This window comes from Bradyrhizobium sp. LTSP885 (assembly GCF_000938305.1).
Lineage (GTDB): Bacteria > Pseudomonadota > Alphaproteobacteria > Rhizobiales > Xanthobacteraceae > Bradyrhizobium.
Map to the genome: position 1 here is coordinate 151,810 of NZ_JYMT01000036.1, position 15,897 is coordinate 167,706.

Annotated in this window: 18 protein-coding genes; 8 read left to right on the plus strand and 10 right to left on the minus strand. The window is 63.3% G+C overall.

Annotated features, from left to right (window positions below; all coding sequences use genetic code 11):
• The first annotated feature begins 136 nt into the window (after positions 1–136).
• Both UP09_RS23280 and UP09_RS23285 read left to right on the plus strand, forming a co-directional pair.
• Positions 137–1,114, plus strand: coding sequence for a hypothetical protein (locus UP09_RS23280; RefSeq protein ID WP_245302164.1), 978 nt, complete (start codon positions 137–139; stop codon positions 1,112–1,114).
• Positions 1,115–1,190: 76 nt separating this feature from the next.
• Positions 1,191–1,901, plus strand: coding sequence for a type 1 glutamine amidotransferase (locus UP09_RS23285; RefSeq protein ID WP_044540620.1), 711 nt, complete (start codon positions 1,191–1,193; stop codon positions 1,899–1,901).
• Here UP09_RS23285 and UP09_RS23290 read toward each other — a convergent pair.
• Positions 1,898–2,776, minus strand: a complete 879-nt coding sequence (locus UP09_RS23290) for an NmrA/HSCARG family protein (RefSeq protein ID WP_044540621.1) — start codon at positions 2,774–2,776, stop codon at positions 1,898–1,900. The two genes, UP09_RS23285 and UP09_RS23290, sit on opposite strands and share 4 nt — an antisense overlap.
• Before the next feature lie 116 nt (positions 2,777–2,892).
• On the opposite strand from UP09_RS23290, the gene UP09_RS23295 reads away from it, so the two are divergent.
• On the plus strand, positions 2,893–3,786 hold the full coding sequence (locus UP09_RS23295; RefSeq protein ID WP_044540622.1) for a LysR family transcriptional regulator: 894 nt from the start codon (positions 2,893–2,895) through the stop codon (positions 3,784–3,786).
• Between the two features lie 5 nt (positions 3,787–3,791).
• Here the strand turns inward: UP09_RS23295 and UP09_RS23300 are convergent, their stop codons facing one another.
• Together UP09_RS23300 and UP09_RS23305 are read right to left on the minus strand one after the other, a co-directional pair.
• Positions 3,792–4,142 carry a hypothetical protein gene (locus tag UP09_RS23300; protein WP_044540623.1) on the minus strand — a complete coding sequence of 117 codons (351 nt, stop codon included), beginning with the start codon at positions 4,140–4,142 and terminating at the stop codon, positions 3,792–3,794.
• A gap of 196 nt (positions 4,143–4,338) precedes the next feature.
• Positions 4,339–5,277, minus strand: a complete 939-nt coding sequence (locus UP09_RS23305) for a LysR substrate-binding domain-containing protein (RefSeq protein WP_044540624.1) — start codon at positions 5,275–5,277, stop codon at positions 4,339–4,341.
• 247 nt (positions 5,278–5,524) lie between these two features.
• Here UP09_RS23305 and UP09_RS23310 point away from each other — a divergent pair, with 247 nt between their 5' ends.
• The 3 genes from UP09_RS23310 to UP09_RS23320 are packed head-to-tail and all read left to right on the plus strand — an operon-like array spanning position 5,525 to position 8,595.
• Positions 5,525–6,853 carry an MFS transporter gene (locus UP09_RS23310; protein ID WP_044540625.1) on the plus strand — a complete coding sequence of 443 codons (1,329 nt, stop codon included), beginning with the start codon at positions 5,525–5,527 and terminating at the stop codon, positions 6,851–6,853.
• A gap of 22 nt (positions 6,854–6,875) precedes the next feature.
• Complete coding sequence (locus tag UP09_RS23315; protein WP_044540626.1) at positions 6,876–7,901, plus strand: amidohydrolase family protein; 1,026 nt, start codon at positions 6,876–6,878, stop codon at positions 7,899–7,901.
• Between the two features lie 19 nt (positions 7,902–7,920).
• Positions 7,921–8,595: an RraA family protein gene (locus UP09_RS23320; protein WP_044540627.1), complete on the plus strand. Its 675-nt coding sequence runs from the start codon at positions 7,921–7,923 to the stop codon at positions 8,593–8,595.
• A gap of 70 nt (positions 8,596–8,665) precedes the next feature.
• Here the strand turns inward: UP09_RS23320 and UP09_RS23325 are convergent, their stop codons facing one another.
• Complete coding sequence (locus UP09_RS23325; RefSeq protein ID WP_044540628.1) at positions 8,666–9,301, minus strand: hypothetical protein; 636 nt, start codon at positions 9,299–9,301, stop codon at positions 8,666–8,668.
• Positions 9,302–9,463: 162 nt separating this feature from the next.
• Between UP09_RS23325 and UP09_RS23330 the strand changes: the two genes are divergently transcribed.
• Both UP09_RS23330 and UP09_RS37740 read left to right on the plus strand, forming a co-directional pair.
• Complete coding sequence (locus UP09_RS23330; protein ID WP_044540629.1) at positions 9,464–9,979, plus strand: GrpB family protein; 516 nt, start codon at positions 9,464–9,466, stop codon at positions 9,977–9,979.
• A gap of 148 nt (positions 9,980–10,127) precedes the next feature.
• Positions 10,128–10,457: a hypothetical protein gene (locus tag UP09_RS37740; RefSeq protein ID WP_156164740.1), complete on the plus strand. Its 330-nt coding sequence runs from the start codon at positions 10,128–10,130 to the stop codon at positions 10,455–10,457.
• Between the two features lie 113 nt (positions 10,458–10,570).
• Here the strand turns inward: UP09_RS37740 and UP09_RS23340 are convergent, their stop codons facing one another.
• The 6 genes from UP09_RS23340 to UP09_RS23365 all read right to left on the minus strand — a co-directional run bounded on the left by UP09_RS23340 (position 10,571) and on the right by UP09_RS23365 (position 15,527).
• Positions 10,571–11,272 (minus strand): hypothetical protein, encoded by a 702-nt coding sequence (locus UP09_RS23340; RefSeq protein WP_044540631.1) that lies wholly within the window; start codon positions 11,270–11,272, stop codon positions 10,571–10,573.
• An 87-nt stretch (positions 11,273–11,359) separates the two neighbouring features.
• The gene (locus UP09_RS23345; protein WP_044540632.1) at positions 11,360–11,959 is read right to left on the minus strand and encodes a MarR family winged helix-turn-helix transcriptional regulator; all 600 of its coding nucleotides are present in this window, start codon (positions 11,957–11,959) and stop codon (positions 11,360–11,362) included.
• The gene (locus tag UP09_RS23350) at positions 11,956–13,269 is read right to left on the minus strand and encodes an MFS transporter (protein WP_044540633.1); all 1,314 of its coding nucleotides are present in this window, start codon (positions 13,267–13,269) and stop codon (positions 11,956–11,958) included. Before UP09_RS23350 ends, UP09_RS23345 begins: the two co-directional genes overlap by 4 nt.
• A gap of 37 nt (positions 13,270–13,306) precedes the next feature.
• Complete coding sequence (locus UP09_RS23355) at positions 13,307–13,630, minus strand: non-heme iron oxygenase ferredoxin subunit (RefSeq protein WP_044540634.1); 324 nt, start codon at positions 13,628–13,630, stop codon at positions 13,307–13,309.
• A gap of 8 nt (positions 13,631–13,638) precedes the next feature.
• Positions 13,639–14,154 carry an aromatic-ring-hydroxylating dioxygenase subunit beta gene (locus UP09_RS23360; RefSeq protein WP_044540635.1) on the minus strand — a complete coding sequence of 172 codons (516 nt, stop codon included), beginning with the start codon at positions 14,152–14,154 and terminating at the stop codon, positions 13,639–13,641.
• Positions 14,154–15,527: an aromatic ring-hydroxylating oxygenase subunit alpha gene (locus UP09_RS23365; protein ID WP_044540636.1), complete on the minus strand. Its 1,374-nt coding sequence runs from the start codon at positions 15,525–15,527 to the stop codon at positions 14,154–14,156. Before UP09_RS23365 ends, UP09_RS23360 begins: the two co-directional genes overlap by 1 nt.
• Positions 15,528–15,897: the final 370 nt, after the last annotated feature.

A 15,897-nucleotide genomic window follows, 5' to 3' on the forward strand; every position in this document is an offset into this window, starting at 1 on the left:
CACAATCGCGAATTGTGACAGTCGTCTGCACCCTGGCGCGGCTGTCACATGCATTTTTCAGTCGTGATTCTCGATCATCCATGACAGAATTAATACAACGGAATGTCATTTTGGTTACGCGGAGCAAATAATGAGCATGGAGTGGCGAGCAAGGCCGGTTGCGCTGGCCTGGTCGAATCCGGTGGTGCAGTGGTGGGGCCTGTTGAGCCTGGTCAGCAGCGCCAACATCGCGGTCTGGTTCGTGATGTACCGCCAGCTCCAGGGGCAGACCAGCGGTGGCCTGAGCAGCACCTCCGGCATCGGCCTGATGCTGCTGCTGTGCGCGGCCTATGTGTTCGGCTGCGCCTTCCGCTCGGTCCTGCCGCGCGCGGACGTCCAGCGCATCTGCCTGTTTGATACCTGGCTGTCGAGCGTCGTCGTCGGCCGCACGGTTGCCACCGTCGCCGAAATCGCCTTCGCCGCACAGTGGGCGCTGATCCTGCATCAGCTCGGCACCATGACCGGCGCCGAGACCACCGTGAATATCGCCTGGATCATCGTGCCACTGATCGTGATCGCGGAATGCTTCTCCTGGTATGCGGTGCTGACCACCCACTATCTCGGCAACGCGATCGAGAACTCGATCTGGGCCGTCGTCTTTTTTCTGGTCGGAATCGGCCTTTGCCGGTTGCTGCCGGAGTTTCAGGGACCGGTGCGCTGGGCCTTCATCGTCACCATCGTCGGCATCGCGGCCTATCTGGCGTTCCTGATGACCGTCGACGTCCCGATGTATCTGAACCGCTGGCGCGCCGAGCTTGCCGCCGGCAGCGCGCTGCTCCACCCGCTCGCAGGCCTGCGCGACGTCAGCACGCGCTGGATCGTGACGCACGACCTTGCCGAGTGGAAGGAGGAGATCGCCTGGATGACGCTGTATTTCAGCATGGCGGTCTGGTCGTCACTGGCGCTCTGCATCTGCTATTCCCTCGAGGATCAGCTGCCGCGCTACCGCACCGAGGCGACGATCGCAAGAGCGACGCCGGCGATCGTCAGCACGACGCCGGCGGTCGTGAGGGTTGTGCCGGTTGCGCGGCACGCCGCTGAAACGAGTGAACCTGCGCGGCTACAGCAGAACTGATCTCCAGCTGCGCGGCTTGTGGCCTTCAGCGCTTTTGGAGTAAGCACGGCTCGCTCACCCTCCACCAACAGATCCCATGCCACGCATTACCATCATTGAAACCGGGCTCGTCGGTCCGCAATTCCGTGAGCGCCACGGCACCTATCCGCAGATGTTCGAGCGGATGATCGCGCCAACTGATCCATCGAACGCATATGGCGTCGTCAGCGTCGCCAATGGCGAGGCGTTGCCGGACCCTGCGGGGTTGGATGCGATCCTGATCACGGGGTCGTCGGCCGGCGCCTATGACGCGTTCGACTGGATCGCACCGCTCGAAGACTTCGTGCGGAAGGCCCACGACCAGCGCATTCCCATGGTCGACGTCTGCTTCGGCCATCAGCTGATCGCGCAGGCGCTCGGCGGCACCGTGCGCAAATCGGAGAAGGGCTGGGGCATCGGACGTCACGTCTACCTGATAGCGCCGGATAACGGGCTGATCGACGGCGAGGAGATCGCGGTCGCCTGCTCGCATCAGGACCAGGTGATCACCCCGCCCGCCTCCGCACGCACCATCATGTCGTCTGATTTCACGCCGCATGCCGGGCTGCTCTATGCCAACGGCACGACGCTGTCGGTGCAGCCGCATCCGGAATTCACCGCGGACTACGCCGACGCGCTGTGCGACCTGCGCCGCGGCCGCGCGCCCGACGCCGTGGTCGCAATCGCCAAGGCCTCGCTCGCCGCGCCGCTGGATCACGCCAGGCTCGGCGGCGTGATCGCGCGGTTTCTCACGGATCGGCGGACTTAACCCTTCAGCCACTGCGCAGCAGCGTCCTTCGCGAAATCTCGATAGGAACGCGGTGCACGCCCGAGCAGTTTGGTCAGGCGCGCGATGTCGTCGGCGCTCGCGACAGCGCCATCCGACTGGTAGCGACCGATCATCAGGCGCAGATCGAGCGCGTGCCAGGCCGGCATGGTCGCCTTGAGGCGGCTCTCCATGGTCACCAGGTCATCGCCGCCATAACTGACAGTGCGGCCGAGCGCCTCGCTCCAGATCGCGGCGATGCCGGTACCGGTCAGGCTGTCCGGCCCGACCAGCGCATAGGTCTCGCGGCCAAGCGGCGCGGCTGCGCGCTCGCGGCGCAACAGCTCGACCGCCGCGGCCTCGCCGATATCGCGGATGTCGACCATCGAAACGCCCTTGCCGCCGATCGGCATGCCGTAGGCGCCGAACTTCAAGAGTGGATCCTTCAGCCTGACATCGTTCTGGATGAAGTAGGCCGGACGCAGGATGGTCGCGGGAAGATCGAGCGCCTCGATCATCCGCTCGACCGTGTACTTGCCCGCGAAATGCGGCACGTCGGCATAGGCCTCGCCCTTCAACACCGAGAGATAGACGATGCCCTTGACGCCGGCCTCGCGCGCCGCGGTCAGCGTGAGCATAGCCTGGGTCAATTCGTCGGCGACATTCGGCACCAGCAGGAACAGCGTGCTGACCCCCTCGAGCGCCGCGCGCACGGACTCCAGATCGGCCAGATCGCCGCGCACCGGCGTGATGCCGGCGGGAAACTGCGCATTGCCGGGCGAGCGCGTCAGCGCCCGGACCTCGACGTCATGGCCGGCGAGGTGATTGAGCACCTGCATTCCGATGGTGCCCGTGCTGCCTGTAACCAGAATAGTCATCTCGAAACCTCCTCTTTGGGGGCAGACCGTCTGCCGCTGAGGAGAAACTATATGTTCCAATTCATGTGACGAGATGCCATGATCTGGATACTCCGTCTCAATATTGGAACGGTTACGTGGACCTACAGGCCCTCACGGACTTCAATCTGGTGGCTGTTCATGGTGGGTTCGGCCGGGCCAGCCGCGCCTCCGGCCGGGCCAAGGCGACATTGTCGCGCCGGGTCGCCGAGCTCGAACAAAGCCTCGGCGTCCGGCTGATCGAGCGCGGATCGCAAAGTCTTCGGCTGACAGATGAGGGGCGCGCGCTGCACGAGCGCACCGGCGGCCCGCTGTCGGAGATCGCGGAGGCCGGCGAGGCCGTGGTGCTGGGCGCCTCGACTCCGCGTGGCCGGTTGCGGGTCAGCGCGCCGCTCGTGATCGCCCATGTCGCGCTCGGCCGGATCGCTGCGCGCTTTGCGCTCGCCTATCCCGACGTCCAGCTCGAGATCGTCGCGGACGATCGCGTCGTCGATCCGGTCGAGGATGGCTTTGACCTCGTGATCCGGATCAACCCGTCGCCGGATGAACAGCTCGTCGGCCGCCGCTTCCTCAACGATGAGCGATTGGTCGTCGCGCACCCCGCTCACCCGCGGCCAAAGTCCGCGCGCGATGGAGACATCGCCACCGTCAATGCAATCCTCATGAGCGCGATGCCGGCCGATGTCACCTGGCGCTTGAAGGATGGAGACGACGATATCTCGCTCCAGCCAAGGCCAATCCTGCGCCTGTCATCACTGCTGATGGTTCGCGACGCAGCGCTGGCCGGCGCGGGTGCGGCGCTGCTGCCCAGGCTCCTGGTCGAGGATGATATTGCCGCCGGCCGGCTCGCCTGTTGGGGAACGCAGGCCGGACCTCCTGTCGAAATCTGGGCGCTACAGAGTTCGCGACGCCTTGTCGGTGCCAAGGTCCGCGCGTTCCTCGACGCCGTCGAGAGAGCGTTCCCGGGACGCGTTTTCGTCCCACCGGCATGACGCGCTCAGGTCATGCTGCCCGGCATGAAGCAGCGGACCAGCGGATGACCGTCGAGATAGTGCTTCCACACCATGGTCCGCCCGATCTTGTTCGGCTCGGTGATCACGGCCTCGTCAGGCACCACCACCCACTCGTCGTCGAGGTGCACGCGATAATGCCCGTGATCGGACTCCCAATCCGGATCGGCGACGACATAGCCGTCGGCATCCGAGCAACATTGTCCGTAGGCGCTGTGCAGGCTTTCGAACCAGGGTTTTAGCGGCGAATTGGCGTAACGGCCATCGTCCCGCGCCAGCGTCGGCGAAGCGAGCCCTATCATGCCAAACAGCAAGGCCGCACGCGTGATGGCGTGCATCGTCTCGTCTCCACGGTTTAGGTCCAGTGGGCGCGCATCACCGTTTCCTCTGCCGTGCCGCGACGGCAGGCAGGGACACGACGAATCAACATCCCAACCACATGGAACAGGCTATGCAAAACCAACGCCAACCCGCAGCCCGGGAGACTACTGGCGACGAAAGTCGACTTGGCGTTGTTGCAGCTTTTCGCGCGGATCAGCGGCCGGCCGCCGCGACGTCAGCGGTTAGCGGCCGCACCATCCGCGACGAGGCCTGCAGCGCGCATTCGATGAAACGGCGCGGCAACAGCGAGGCGTTGCTGGTGCGCATCGCCACCAGCATGCGGCTTTCGGCATCCGGTGTATCCAGCGTCTTCGCGACCACGTTCACGACGCCGGCATGCTGGTAGCAGGACGGCAGGATCGAAAGCCCGATCCCCGCCGCGACCAGGCTCAGCACGGTGCGCAGTTCATGCGCCTCCTGCGCCACACGGGGCGCAAAGCCAGCCCGCCGGCAAAGCGTCGCGGTTTGGTCGCCGACGCCGCAGCCGACGGCGGCAATTCCGACGAAGGCATGCTCCGCCAAATCAGCCATCTTCAACTTGCCCGGCATGTCGGCCAGCGGATGATCCAGCGGCAGGAACACCATCATCCGGTCGCGCCAGATCGTGTGGACCTGCAGATCGGCTCCGGGCATGAAATCGAGCGGTGGCCGCATGATCGCCACATCGAGCTCTGCGTCGGCGAGCGCCTGGAGCTGCTTTGCGGTCGACATATGCCGCAGGTCGGTCTTCACCTTCGGATAGCCGGCACGAAAGCTCCGAAACAGTTCCGCGAAGATGTCGAGCATCGGGACGGAGCAGGTGAATCCGACGCGAACCATGCCAGCCTCGCCGCGGGCCGCGCGGCGCACCGTCTCCGAGGCGAGATCGAGCTCGCCGACCGCGCGCCGCGCATGGTCCAGCAGCAATTGTCCGGCCTGGGTGAGTTCCACCTTGCGCCGTGTCCGCGCCAGCAGGCTGGTCCCGAGTTCGTCCTCCATCGCCTTGATCTGCGTGCTCAGCGGCGGCTGGCTGATATGAAGGCGTTTGGCGGCGCGGCTGAAGCTGAGCTCTTCGGCCACTGCGATGAAGTAACGAAGCTGCCTGTAATCCATCGCTTATACCGTTTCCCTATAAGTGAGGGGTCAACAACGTATTTGACCTTGCAGACGCGTTTCCCGATCTTGGCGCAAAACAACGGACGCTCCAAGGGGAGACGCGCAACAATGCGCTGGGATCAGGCAGGACGGCGCGGCGGGCATAGCCGGTCTGCCCTGCGCTATCGCGGCGGCGAAAAACGATGCCGCGTGCGCTCCAGGATCAAATCACTGGCGCCATCATAATAATAAAGGGAGGATTTCAATGACCGTTTCTTCTGTAAGCGAGCTCGAACGAGAAACCATCCGCCGGGTCTACTGGCGGCTGATCCCGATCCTGTTCGCAATGATGTTCTTCAACTATCTCGATCGCATCAATCTCGGCTATGCCGGCTTGACCATGAACAAGGATCTGGGCTTGAGCTCCGCGATCTTCGGCTTCGCGGCCAGCGTCTTCTTCCTCGGCTATATGGTGCTGGAGGTCCCGAGCAATCTCATGCTGCACTTGCTCGGCGCGCGAATATGGCTTGCCCGCATCCTGATCACCTGGGGCTTGGTTGCAACCCTCACCGCCTTCATCTGGAGTCCGCTCAGCCTCTATGTCATGCGGTTCGGCCTCGGCGTGGCGGAGGCCGGGTTCATGCCTGGCGTGGTGCTGTACCTGACCTACTGGTTTCCTCCGCGCTATCGCGCCCGCGCCGTCGCCGGGTACATCATCGCAGGCTCGTTCTCGGCGGTAGCAGGCGGGCCGATCTCGACCAGCGTCATGACCTGGTTCGACGGCGCCGGCGGTCTGCATGGCTGGCAATGGATGTTCATTGTCGAAGGCGTCCCCACCATTCTGCTTGGCCTCTTCACGCTCTATTATCTCACCGATCGGCCGGCCAAGGCGACCTGGCTGACCCCGGAACAGGCCGCATGGCTGGAAGGCGAACTGGCCACTGAGCGGGCCTCCATCGAACAACAGGGACAGCACAGGGTGATCGACTGCATCCTCGATATCAGGGTCTGGCTGCTGGCGGCACTGTTCGGCTGTGCGCTGGTGGGCATTTACGGCCTGCTGCTGTGGCTGCCGCAGATCATCAAGGGCATGGGCAATCTCAGCAATATCGAGGTCGGCTTTCTCTCGGCGATCCCGCCCTTGCTCGGCGTCGTCGGCACCATCCTGATCAGCCGCAGCTCGGACCGGACCGGCGACCGCAAGTTTCATCTTGCAGGCGTCTACCTGCTCGCCGCCATCGCCATGCTGGCGAGCGCCTATGTCCAGAGCCCGGTGCTGGCCTTCGCCTTCCTGTGCGTGGCCGGCTTCGGCATCAACTCCGGCAATCCGCTGTTCTGGAGCATCAACGCCTCGCTGATGACGGGTGCCGCCGGCGCGGCCTCGATCGCCACGGTCAATACGCTGGCGCAATTCGGCGGCTTGATCGGCCCCTGGTGCATCGGCCTGATCAAGGACTCCACCGGCAGCTTCTCATGGGCGCTGGTCGGGATCGCCGGGTTCTTGCTCGTCGCATCTGCAATCGCCGCCACCATGCGCGTCAAACCGCGCGAGACGGAGCTGACGGGAGCCATCCCGTCATCCTTTGCACACTGACACATCTCACAAGGAAGACACCATGATCATCGATTGTCACGGTCACTACACCACCGAGCCGCCCAAGCTGCATGCGTTTCGCGACAGGCAGCTGGCCGCGCTCGCCGACAAGTCGCGCCGCCCGCTCACCACCAATCTCGGCATCACCGACGACGAGATCCGCGCCAGCGTCGAGGGTGCGCAGCTCAAGTTGCAGAAGGAGCGCGGCACCGACGTCACGATCTTCTCGCCGCGAGCCGCCGGCATGGCGCATCATGTCGGCAAGGAAGCGACCAGCGTTGAATGGACGACGATCTGCAACGATCTCGTGCATCGGGTCTGCACGCTGTTTCCCGACAATTTCGTCCCGGTCTGCCAACTGCCGCAGAGCCCCGGCGTGCAGCCGGCCAATTGCATCGCGGAGCTGGAGCGCTGCGTCAACGAGCTTGGCTTCGTCGGCTGCAACCTCAATCCGGATCCCGCCGGCGGCTACTGGTGCGATCCGCCGCTGACCGACGAATGGTGGTTTCCGCTGTATGAGAAGATGGTCGAGCTCGACGTGCCGGCGATGGTCCATGTCTCCTCGTCCTGCAATCCCTGCTTCCACGGCACCGGTGCGCACTATCTCAACGGCGACACCACCGCCTTCATGCAGTTCCTGACCTCCGATTTGTTCAAGCGCTTCCCGACCTTGCGATTCATCATCCCGCATGGCGGCGGCGCGGTGCCTTATCACTGGGGCCGTTACCGCGGCCTGGCGCAGGACATGAAGCTGCCGCCGCTGTCGGAGCATCTGCTGCAGAACGTGTTCTTCGACACCTGCGTCTATCATCTCCCCGGCATCGAGCTGTTGACCAAGGTGATCCCGGTCGAGAACATCCTGTTTGCCTCGGAGATGGTCGGCGCGGTCCGCGGCATCGATCCGGAAACCGGCCATCACTTCGACGACACCCGCCGCTACATTGATGCTTTGCCGCTAAGCGCGGAAGACAAGGCGAAGATCTTTGAAGGCAACGCCCGCCGGGTCTATCCTCGGCTGAACGCCCATCTCGACCGCCACGCGCACTGACAGAACCCGGAGACAACCGATGGCCATAGGATTTGCAATTCACAAGGCGAAGCGGAAAGTGTCGCCCGACCTGGTCGCGCGCTACCGCACCCTCCCCGTTGCCAATATCAGCGATTCGATGTCGCGGATCGCGGGCACCAACCGGCTGCGTCCGATGCACGCAGGCGGCTGGCTCGGCGGCCCGGCGCTGACCGTCAAGACGCGGCCGGGCGACAATCTGATGGTGCACAAGGCGATCGATCTTGCGCAGCCCGGCGACGTGATCGTGGTCGACGCCGGCGGCGTCTTGGTCAACGCCATCATCGGCGAGATCATGTCGACGCTCGCCGAGAAGAAGGGCGTGGCCGGCTTCGTGATCGACGGTTCGATCCGCGATGCGGGCGCGATCCGCGCCGGATCGTTCCCGGTGTTTGCCGCCGGTGTCGCGCATCGCGGCCCCTACAAGGACGGTCCCGGCGAAATCAACTGTGCGATCTCGATCGACGGCATGATCGTCGAGCCCGGCGACCTCATCGTCGCCGATGACGATGGCGTGCTGTGCGTGCCCTATGATGAGGCGGCCGCGATCTGCAAGCTGACCGAGGCCAAGAAGGCGACCGAAGAGAAGGCGATCCAGGACATCCTCGCCGGCACCAGTGACCGCCGCTGGGTCGACGAGGCGCTGCAGCGGCTGGGCTGCGAATTCAAGGAGTGAGGTGAGCGCCTCAATTCGTCATGCCCGGGCTTGACCCGGGCATGACGGAAGTATGCGGGGATATGTTGGCCTAACGGCCGTAGAACAGCGGAGACTGGCCGGGCAGCAGCGGCGCATTGATGTCGCTGTCCATGCGCTGCGAATTCGGTTGCGCGAAACTGGCACCGAACGACAGGCTGATATTCGACGTCGGCCGGAATTCGAGACCGGCCCGTGCGGCGTAGCCGGCGGGCACGCTGGAGCTGGAGCTGAACGGCGCAGCCGGCCCGCCCGCGCCGGGAGGCGTGTACTTCAAGCTGTCGAAGCCGGCGAAGAACGTGACCGGCGATCCGCCGACACCCTTGAAATTGTAGCCGTACTGAACGCCTTGATAGCTCAGCGAGCCGAACGCCGCACTCTGGTTGGATCCGGTCAATCCGAGGTTGCCGCCTTCACCGCCGACGAACCAGCCGGTCGGAAGATTGCTGCCCAGATACGAGAAGCCCGCGCCAGCTTGAGCATCGCCTTGAGCGTTCCCGCCATCAAAGCCTGGAAAGTTCCCGTAACTGTCCGCGCCCTGCCCGCCCGTCGGATGACCGCCGAAGCCGAACAGCCCGCCCGGAAGCCAGTATCTCACGGGGCCGGATTGGGCGCGCGCCTGCTGGCCGCCCAGACAGAGCGCCGCCAACAGGATTGCGAGACCGCCTTTGCTTGCGAAGATCGACATTCGGACTACTCGTCAGTGACTTGAAATTATACCTTCTGGACATCGAAAATGCCAGCGCTGCGCCCCCAATGGATTTTCTACGGCATTTCGCGCACCTTCCGGCCGTGGACACCGCTTGTCTGATGACGAGGTCTCAGCGGGCGGGATCATGGAGCCGACGACATGGATGAAGTCGAGATCGTCGCTTACGATCCCCGATGGCCGCTCTTGTTCGACGAAGAGGCGAGGCGGTTACGGGCGGCCCTTGATCCATCGCTGATCGTGGGGCTCGAGCATTTCGGAAGCACCGCGATTCCCGGTCTGTCGGCCAAGCCCATCATCGACATCCTGATCGCGGTGAGGTCATTGGCTGCCGCTCGGGCCGCCTTTGTCGAAGCGCTGCGAAAGCTCGACTACGTTTATTGGGCCGACAATCCGAAGCAGGATCGCATGTTCTTCGTCAAGGGGATGCCGCCGTTTGGTCCAAAGCGCTCCCATCACGTGCATGTCACGGAGCCACAGGGAGAGATGTGGCAGCGGCTGGCATTCAGGGATTATTTGCGCGCTCATCCGGAGGAGGCCGCGACCTACGAGCGGCTCAAACGACGACTTGCGATCGATCATCGCGCAGATCGCGAAGCTTATACGGACGCTAAATCCGCCTATGTCGAAAGCGTGATGCGGAAGACAAGCAAGTAGAGACGTCCGTTGTCGGCCCCATGACCGAGAATAGCGATGACCGCTGCAAACGCCGGCGCCGGAGCACTTTGACCGGCATTAAACCTGCGTAATGCGCCGAACCCGCAGGCCCTTCGTCACCTCCAACAGATCTAAGGAGGTGATATTCATGAAACTTGTTTCTGCACTTGTTGGCCTCGCCGCACTTGGTGGGGTCGCTTTATCCAGCGCCGCCGCATCTGCGGCACCGGTCGAGGTCCCGGTCACGGCAACCGGAATGGTCGTCCCGGCCGGCTACGTCTGCAACGAATGGGGCCACTGCTGGCACCGCCATGGCTACAGTGGACGCTATTACCATCGCCACTATTGGCATGGTGACAGCTGGCACCATTGGCATCGTTACGGCTGGCACCGCCATGACGGCTGGCATCATCCGTGGGGCTATGCCGACGGCTATGGCTACGGCTGGCACCACTGGCATCACTGGCACCAGTGGTAACGACTGGGAAAGGGGCTACGGCCCCTTTCACTTTCTCGGCGAATGCAAAGGCGAGAGCGAGTAGCGAGCGGACCGTCGTCGAGCGACAACAACGCATGCGTCGCCGTCATCGTCTATCCGATGCGAGCCCACACCCGGAGGCCACCAAGCAGCGTAAAACCGAGATCCATCGCAAGCGTCAGATCTCGCCCATGCTCGTAGCAGACGATTTCGGCCGGAGCGAACTGCGTGGCCACGGCGTCCAGGAATTGCTGCGTCGAGCCGAAGATATTCGTGACCCCGATGGCGCCGGCCGCGTCGTACGCGATCCCTCCGGCCAGAATCCTGCCCATGTCGTCGACGCCCGCAAGCACGTAGACACGTCGGTCCTCCAACAACTCGGCGCGGAAGATGCGCCGAGCGTCCGGATCAGCGCCACGCCAGGCCCGCTCCCACGCCGCCAGACCTGGCTCATCGCCAATCCGGCGCCAATTGAGCCCGTCCGTTACAACCGCCGGCGTGGATTGCATCAGGCAGAGCCACCGCGCGTCGAACAGCATGTGAAGGCCCGCGGCCGACAGATCGAGGCAGGAAAAGCTGTCCTTCACGCTGAAGCCGAGGTCGCCGCCGCGAGCCAGTTCAGCAATGAATCGGGTCTGTTTGACAGGATCTGCCGCAGCATCAACCGTCACGACGTTGGGATAATATTGCGGCGTTGGAGTGCGGCAGAACCACATCCCGTGAGCCTGCTCGACCGGCAGCCCATGCGACCGCCAAACTGCGGCACACCATTCGGCGTTATTCAGCGCCGCCACCGTGTTGCGCTCGTCCTGCATCGTCCATCCATTCGCATGACATTGCACGGAAGCGCAAGGTGCGAAGGTTGTCGGGTGGCCGCCGCGTGTGGGGCGCCATTCGCCACGTCACGTTCCCTGCTGCCTTCGTGGGCGCCTCTTGGCGATCCGCTTGACCGGAGCGTGAGCCGAGCGGGCATTGGCGGATTCATCGCCCATATGCGGAATGCGCTGCTCGAGATGCGCGACGACGCGGAAAAACGTGTCGATCGATTTTGCGTCAAGCCCGGTGGTGAGGTTGTCATGCCGGCGCAGGATCTCGTCCAGGCTGCGGTCGAGAAGCGCGACACCGCGCGACGATAGTTTGATCTCGGTGCGATTTCTCGCGCTGGCCTTGACGGGCGTAAGCTCGATCAGCCCCTTCCTGTTGAGCGACGCGGTCTCGCGGCTGACCACGGCCTTGTCCAGATGCGCTTCGGTCCAGATGTCATAGGCGCTTGCCGGCTCGTGCTCCTGCAGGAAGGATAGAATGCGCCATTCCGCGAGCGACACGCCGTAAGCTTCCGGAAAGAACGCATTGGCGTTGGCGCGAAACTTCGCGACCAGGCTCGACAGTACCGTCGGCACGTAGCGCTCGAAATCGATGACAAGCTCCGCGCGCGGCGCTTCGGGTTGGGTCCGGCGCTGGTCGGGCGCCTTGTTGCGACGTGTGACAGCATGGCTCTTCATGTCTTCACGAGCTGAGAGCGTGCGATCAGAACCAGCATCGCTGCGAACAGGAGAACGCCGGAGACAACGAGGAATCCGATGGTAAAACTTCCCGAGGCGTCCTTGGCGCGTCCGATCACGATCGGAATCGTGGCGCCACCAATGCTGCCAATGGTGCTGACCAGTCCGATCGCGCCCGGCGCGCTCTGCCGCGACATGTAGGACTGCGGAATGGTCCAGAACACCGCCTGGGTGCCGTAGATGCCGACATTGGCGACCATGAAGCCGATGATGATCCAGACCGGCGTCGTCGCGAACGCGGCGATTGCGAAACCCAAGGCCGCGATGACGAAGGTCATGACCGCGTAATAGAAGCGCTCGCCGATACGATCGGAATGCCGGGACAGCACGATCATGCCGATCAGCCCCGCAATTGGCGGGATCGCGGTCACCAGACCGACTTGCGACACCGGCAAGCCGAACGTCTTGATGATCTGCGGCAGCCAGGGAAACAGCGAGGCCAGCCCGCAGAACAGCCCGAAATTGCAGAAGCCGAACAACAGCACCATCGGCTTGGTGATGGTCTTCAGCACGCTTTCGCCATGCACGACGCCGGTTGCCTTGGCGTCGCGCTCCAACGCCCCCAGCAGCCAACTCCGCTGCGCGGCGGTGAGCCAGGTCGCCTGCTGCGGCCGGTCGGTCAGGTAGAAGATGCCGACAATGCCGAGAATGACGGGCGGCAGGCCTTCGAGGATGAACAGCCACTTCCACCCCGAAATGCCGAAGGTGCCGTTGAGCTCGAGAATTGCGCCTGAGATCAGCGAGGCAAAGATGTAGGAGATCGGCACCGCGTAATTGAACATCGCGTTGTAGCGGGCGCGATAGCTGAACGGGAACCACATGCTGAGCAACAGCATCACGCCCGGAAACAGCCCGGATTCGGCAAAGCCGAGGAAACCGCGAAACGTATACAGGCTCAATGGTCCCTGCGTGAACGCCATCAACACCGTCGCGAAGCCCCACAGGATCGCGATCCGGGTCAGCGTGACGCGCGCGCCATATTTGCTGAGCACGAGATTGCTCGGGATCTCGAAAATCGCATAGGTGAAGTACATGATCCCGACGGCGATGCCGAACATCTCGGCATTGAGCCCGAGTTCCTTGTTCATCTGCAACGCGGCAAAGGAGATGTTGCCACGATCAAGGATGGCGAGGAAATACATCGCCATGACGAACCACATCAGGCGCCCTGCGACCTTGCGGATCGTCGCGCGTTCGGTTTCGGGATCGGTGGCTGAGATCGTCACCTTGTCCAGCGCGAGTTCGGTCATGTCTGCTCCCCCTTGTCTTATTTTTTGTCACTCCCCGCTATGCGGGCAGGCAGACCTCAAGCCTGTCGTCGACGACGCGCACCGGATAGACCGGAATGTCGATCTCGACAGGGCTGGTCAGGGCTTCGCCGGTGCGGATATCGAAGCGGCCCATGTGCAATGGACATTCGATCTCGCAGCCATCGAGCATGCCGTCGGAGAGCAGCGCCTCCGCATGGGTGCAGATATTGCCGGTGGCGTAGAACTCCTGGCCGACGCGGTAGAGCGCGACGTGATGGCCCGATATCTCGACGCCGTAGGGCTCGCCCTCCCTCAACTCGCCGAGTGACGCCGCCCTGTGCCAGGTTCCGCTGTCGGTCATATGCCCTCTTAGATGCTGTGGAAATCCAACACGGTCGGTACGCGGTCATTCACCAGCGTGATCACCTTGCGCGCGATTTTCCATTCGTCGCCGTCGCGCTTCAGGGTGTGCTGATAGCGGCCGTGGTGGACATGCCCCTTTGCCACGCGCTGGTCGTAGACATGGACTGAGAACACCGAGTGGCAAATGATCTGCCCGGATTCGGGCTCGAAGGCCTCCAGATTGGAGATCTGGTGCACCGTGCGCGGCAGCGGAAGCGCAGTGATGGATTTCCGCGACTCGATGCGCGCGATCCGTTCCTCCAGGCCGCGCCGCGCGTCGTGGTAGAGCAGCGAGACCTGCGTGTTCGGGTCCTTGGTGGTCTCGTATTCGTCAAGCCAGGCCGGCACCCAGTAGACCGCATCTTCCCGGTACATCGCGACCCAGTCGGTCCATTCCCCGGCATCGAGCAGGCGGGCTTCGCGGAAGACAATCGCTGCTGCGACCGCGACCGCGTCGAGATGATCAGCTGCGGGGCTGGCCATCACGCACCCTCCCCGGCGGCGCGCTGCAATAGCCTGCGCCACTCGCGATAGCCCGGATGGAAATTCGTCTCGCCGCCGAAGCTGGTCGGGCCAAACGACCATTCGGCAGGGTAGACGCCGAGCTCACGCGTATGCGGGCTTTCGCCGTGGCCAATTTCCGCGGCACCGCGCAGATAGCCTAGCGTCGGACCCGCGGTCGTCGCGTCATAGCCGGTCTGGCAGAACTCATACATCACATTGTCATCGGAGCTTGCGAGCCCCGAGGCGTTGAAGAAGTCCTCATAGTTGCGGATGCGCAGCGTGCGCGCCGCGGCGCTTTCCCCGACCGGAGCCAGGCAATGCGACACCATCTCGGTCTTGTCGGCCGCGAGCGGCCGCCAGGTCCGCACCTGCGCCGACATGATGTCGATCACCTGAAGGTTCGGGAAGATGGTGAGGTTGCGTTGACGCAGCATCCATTTGGCGCGGGTGCTGCCGACCCGCTGGCGCACCGCATCGAGGCGGGCCGGGTCCATGCCGAGCGGACGCCCATAGAGCTGCGTGCGCTTGATCGACCAGTTGACCGCATGGCCGTGATCGAAGCTGAAGCTGCCTTGTCCTTCCTGTTCGCCTTCGGGCTCCACGGTGAAGCCGGCCTCTGGACCGGCTGTAACGTTGCGCTTCTTCAGGATGTCGACATAGGAGCTATGGGTGGTCGCGAAGTGATAGTAGTCGAGACCGTTCTCGAACTGCAGCTTCCAATTGCCGTCGAACGTGTAGGTGCTGGCGCCCGGCACGAACTCCACCTCGCCGCTGTCGCTCTGATCGACGATCAGATCGAGGAACACCCTGGTGTCGCCGAGGAAGTCTTCCAGCGGCAGCACATCCGCCGAGAGGCTCGCAAACAGGAAGCCGCGATAAGACCCGAGCCGCGCCACCGGGATAAGATCGTGATTGGCGTTTGAGAAGGATGGCGGATACTGCCCGCTCGCCTCTTCCGTCACCGAGATGTTGCGGCCACTCGAATCATAGGCCCAGCCGTGATAGCGGCAGACATGGAATTTCTGCCGGCCCTGCTTGAACGGGCAGACCACGGTGCCGCGGTGCCGACAGGTGTTGAGGAACGCGCCGACCTTGCCTTCCGCACTCCGCATCACGAGAATTGGATGGCGGCCGATATGAGTCGTCACGAAGTCGTTCGGCTTCGCTATCTGGGATTCCAGGCCGACAAAATTCCATGTCGCCTCGAAGATGTAGCGCAGCTCGGCGTCGAACACGTTCGGATCGGTGAATGCGCTGCGGTCGAGCCTGAAGATACGCTCGTCGGGACGATCATCGACCAGCCGGGAGATCGCCAGCAGCTTTGCAGCTTGGCCCTGTGGGACAGCGTTCATGGCTTCCTCCCTTCGACATCGGCTTGATCGCCAGATTTTAGGTGTCCTCTATAGTTGTCATGACAACCATAGTCAAGAAACTTGACCGATGGGGAAGGCTCGGCCTTAGCGCTGAGTTGCCCGACGGCGCAAGCCCTCTCGATAAAAATATTTCGCTTTATCAGAAGGCCAACTCAGGTGTATGAATCTCCTGTCCCACCCGATCGAGGGGCGAGCGCACGTCACGAACGCGCGGTGGGATGCGGTCGACGCCGAGCGTGCGACTGACGAGAGCGCGCAAGGCGGACGGTGAAGTCGTGCAGGCCTGACACCCCAATGGTAGGTGTCCTGTCCGCAAGAGGCCAACGTCTCTCGCGGATGGCGGTGACAA

What these genes read in the sequence shown, in the direction of transcription:
- UP09_RS23280 (WP_245302164.1), top strand. Translation starts at nt 137, where the DNA reads ATGGAGTGGCGAGCAAGGCCGGTTGCGCTGGCCTGGTCGAATCCGGTG.
- UP09_RS23285 (WP_044540620.1), top strand. Translation starts at nt 1,191, where the DNA reads ATGCCACGCATTACCATCATTGAAACCGGGCTCGTCGGTCCGCAATTC.
- UP09_RS23290 (WP_044540621.1), bottom strand. Translation starts at nt 2,776, where the DNA reads ATGACTATTCTGGTTACAGGCAGCACGGGCACCATCGGAATGCAGGTG.
- UP09_RS23300 (WP_044540623.1), bottom strand. Translation starts at nt 4,142, where the DNA reads ATGCACGCCATCACGCGTGCGGCCTTGCTGTTTGGCATGATAGGGCTC.
- UP09_RS23305 (WP_044540624.1), bottom strand. Translation starts at nt 5,277, where the DNA reads ATGGATTACAGGCAGCTTCGTTACTTCATCGCAGTGGCCGAAGAGCTC.
- UP09_RS23310 (WP_044540625.1), top strand. Translation starts at nt 5,525, where the DNA reads ATGACCGTTTCTTCTGTAAGCGAGCTCGAACGAGAAACCATCCGCCGG.
- UP09_RS23315 (WP_044540626.1), top strand. Translation starts at nt 6,876, where the DNA reads ATGATCATCGATTGTCACGGTCACTACACCACCGAGCCGCCCAAGCTG.
- UP09_RS23320 (WP_044540627.1), top strand. Translation starts at nt 7,921, where the DNA reads ATGGCCATAGGATTTGCAATTCACAAGGCGAAGCGGAAAGTGTCGCCC.
- UP09_RS23325 (WP_044540628.1), bottom strand. Translation starts at nt 9,301, where the DNA reads ATGTCGATCTTCGCAAGCAAAGGCGGTCTCGCAATCCTGTTGGCGGCG.
- UP09_RS23330 (WP_044540629.1), top strand. Translation starts at nt 9,464, where the DNA reads ATGGATGAAGTCGAGATCGTCGCTTACGATCCCCGATGGCCGCTCTTG.
- UP09_RS37740 (WP_156164740.1), top strand. Translation starts at nt 10,128, where the DNA reads ATGAAACTTGTTTCTGCACTTGTTGGCCTCGCCGCACTTGGTGGGGTC.
- UP09_RS23340 (WP_044540631.1), bottom strand. Translation starts at nt 11,272, where the DNA reads ATGCAGGACGAGCGCAACACGGTGGCGGCGCTGAATAACGCCGAATGG.
- UP09_RS23345 (WP_044540632.1), bottom strand. Translation starts at nt 11,959, where the DNA reads ATGAAGAGCCATGCTGTCACACGTCGCAACAAGGCGCCCGACCAGCGC.
- UP09_RS23350 (WP_044540633.1), bottom strand. Translation starts at nt 13,269, where the DNA reads ATGACCGAACTCGCGCTGGACAAGGTGACGATCTCAGCCACCGATCCC.
- UP09_RS23355 (WP_044540634.1), bottom strand. Translation starts at nt 13,630, where the DNA reads ATGACCGACAGCGGAACCTGGCACAGGGCGGCGTCACTCGGCGAGTTG.
- UP09_RS23360 (WP_044540635.1), bottom strand. Translation starts at nt 14,154, where the DNA reads ATGGCCAGCCCCGCAGCTGATCATCTCGACGCGGTCGCGGTCGCAGCA.
- UP09_RS23365 (WP_044540636.1), bottom strand. Translation starts at nt 15,527, where the DNA reads ATGAACGCTGTCCCACAGGGCCAAGCTGCAAAGCTGCTGGCGATCTCC.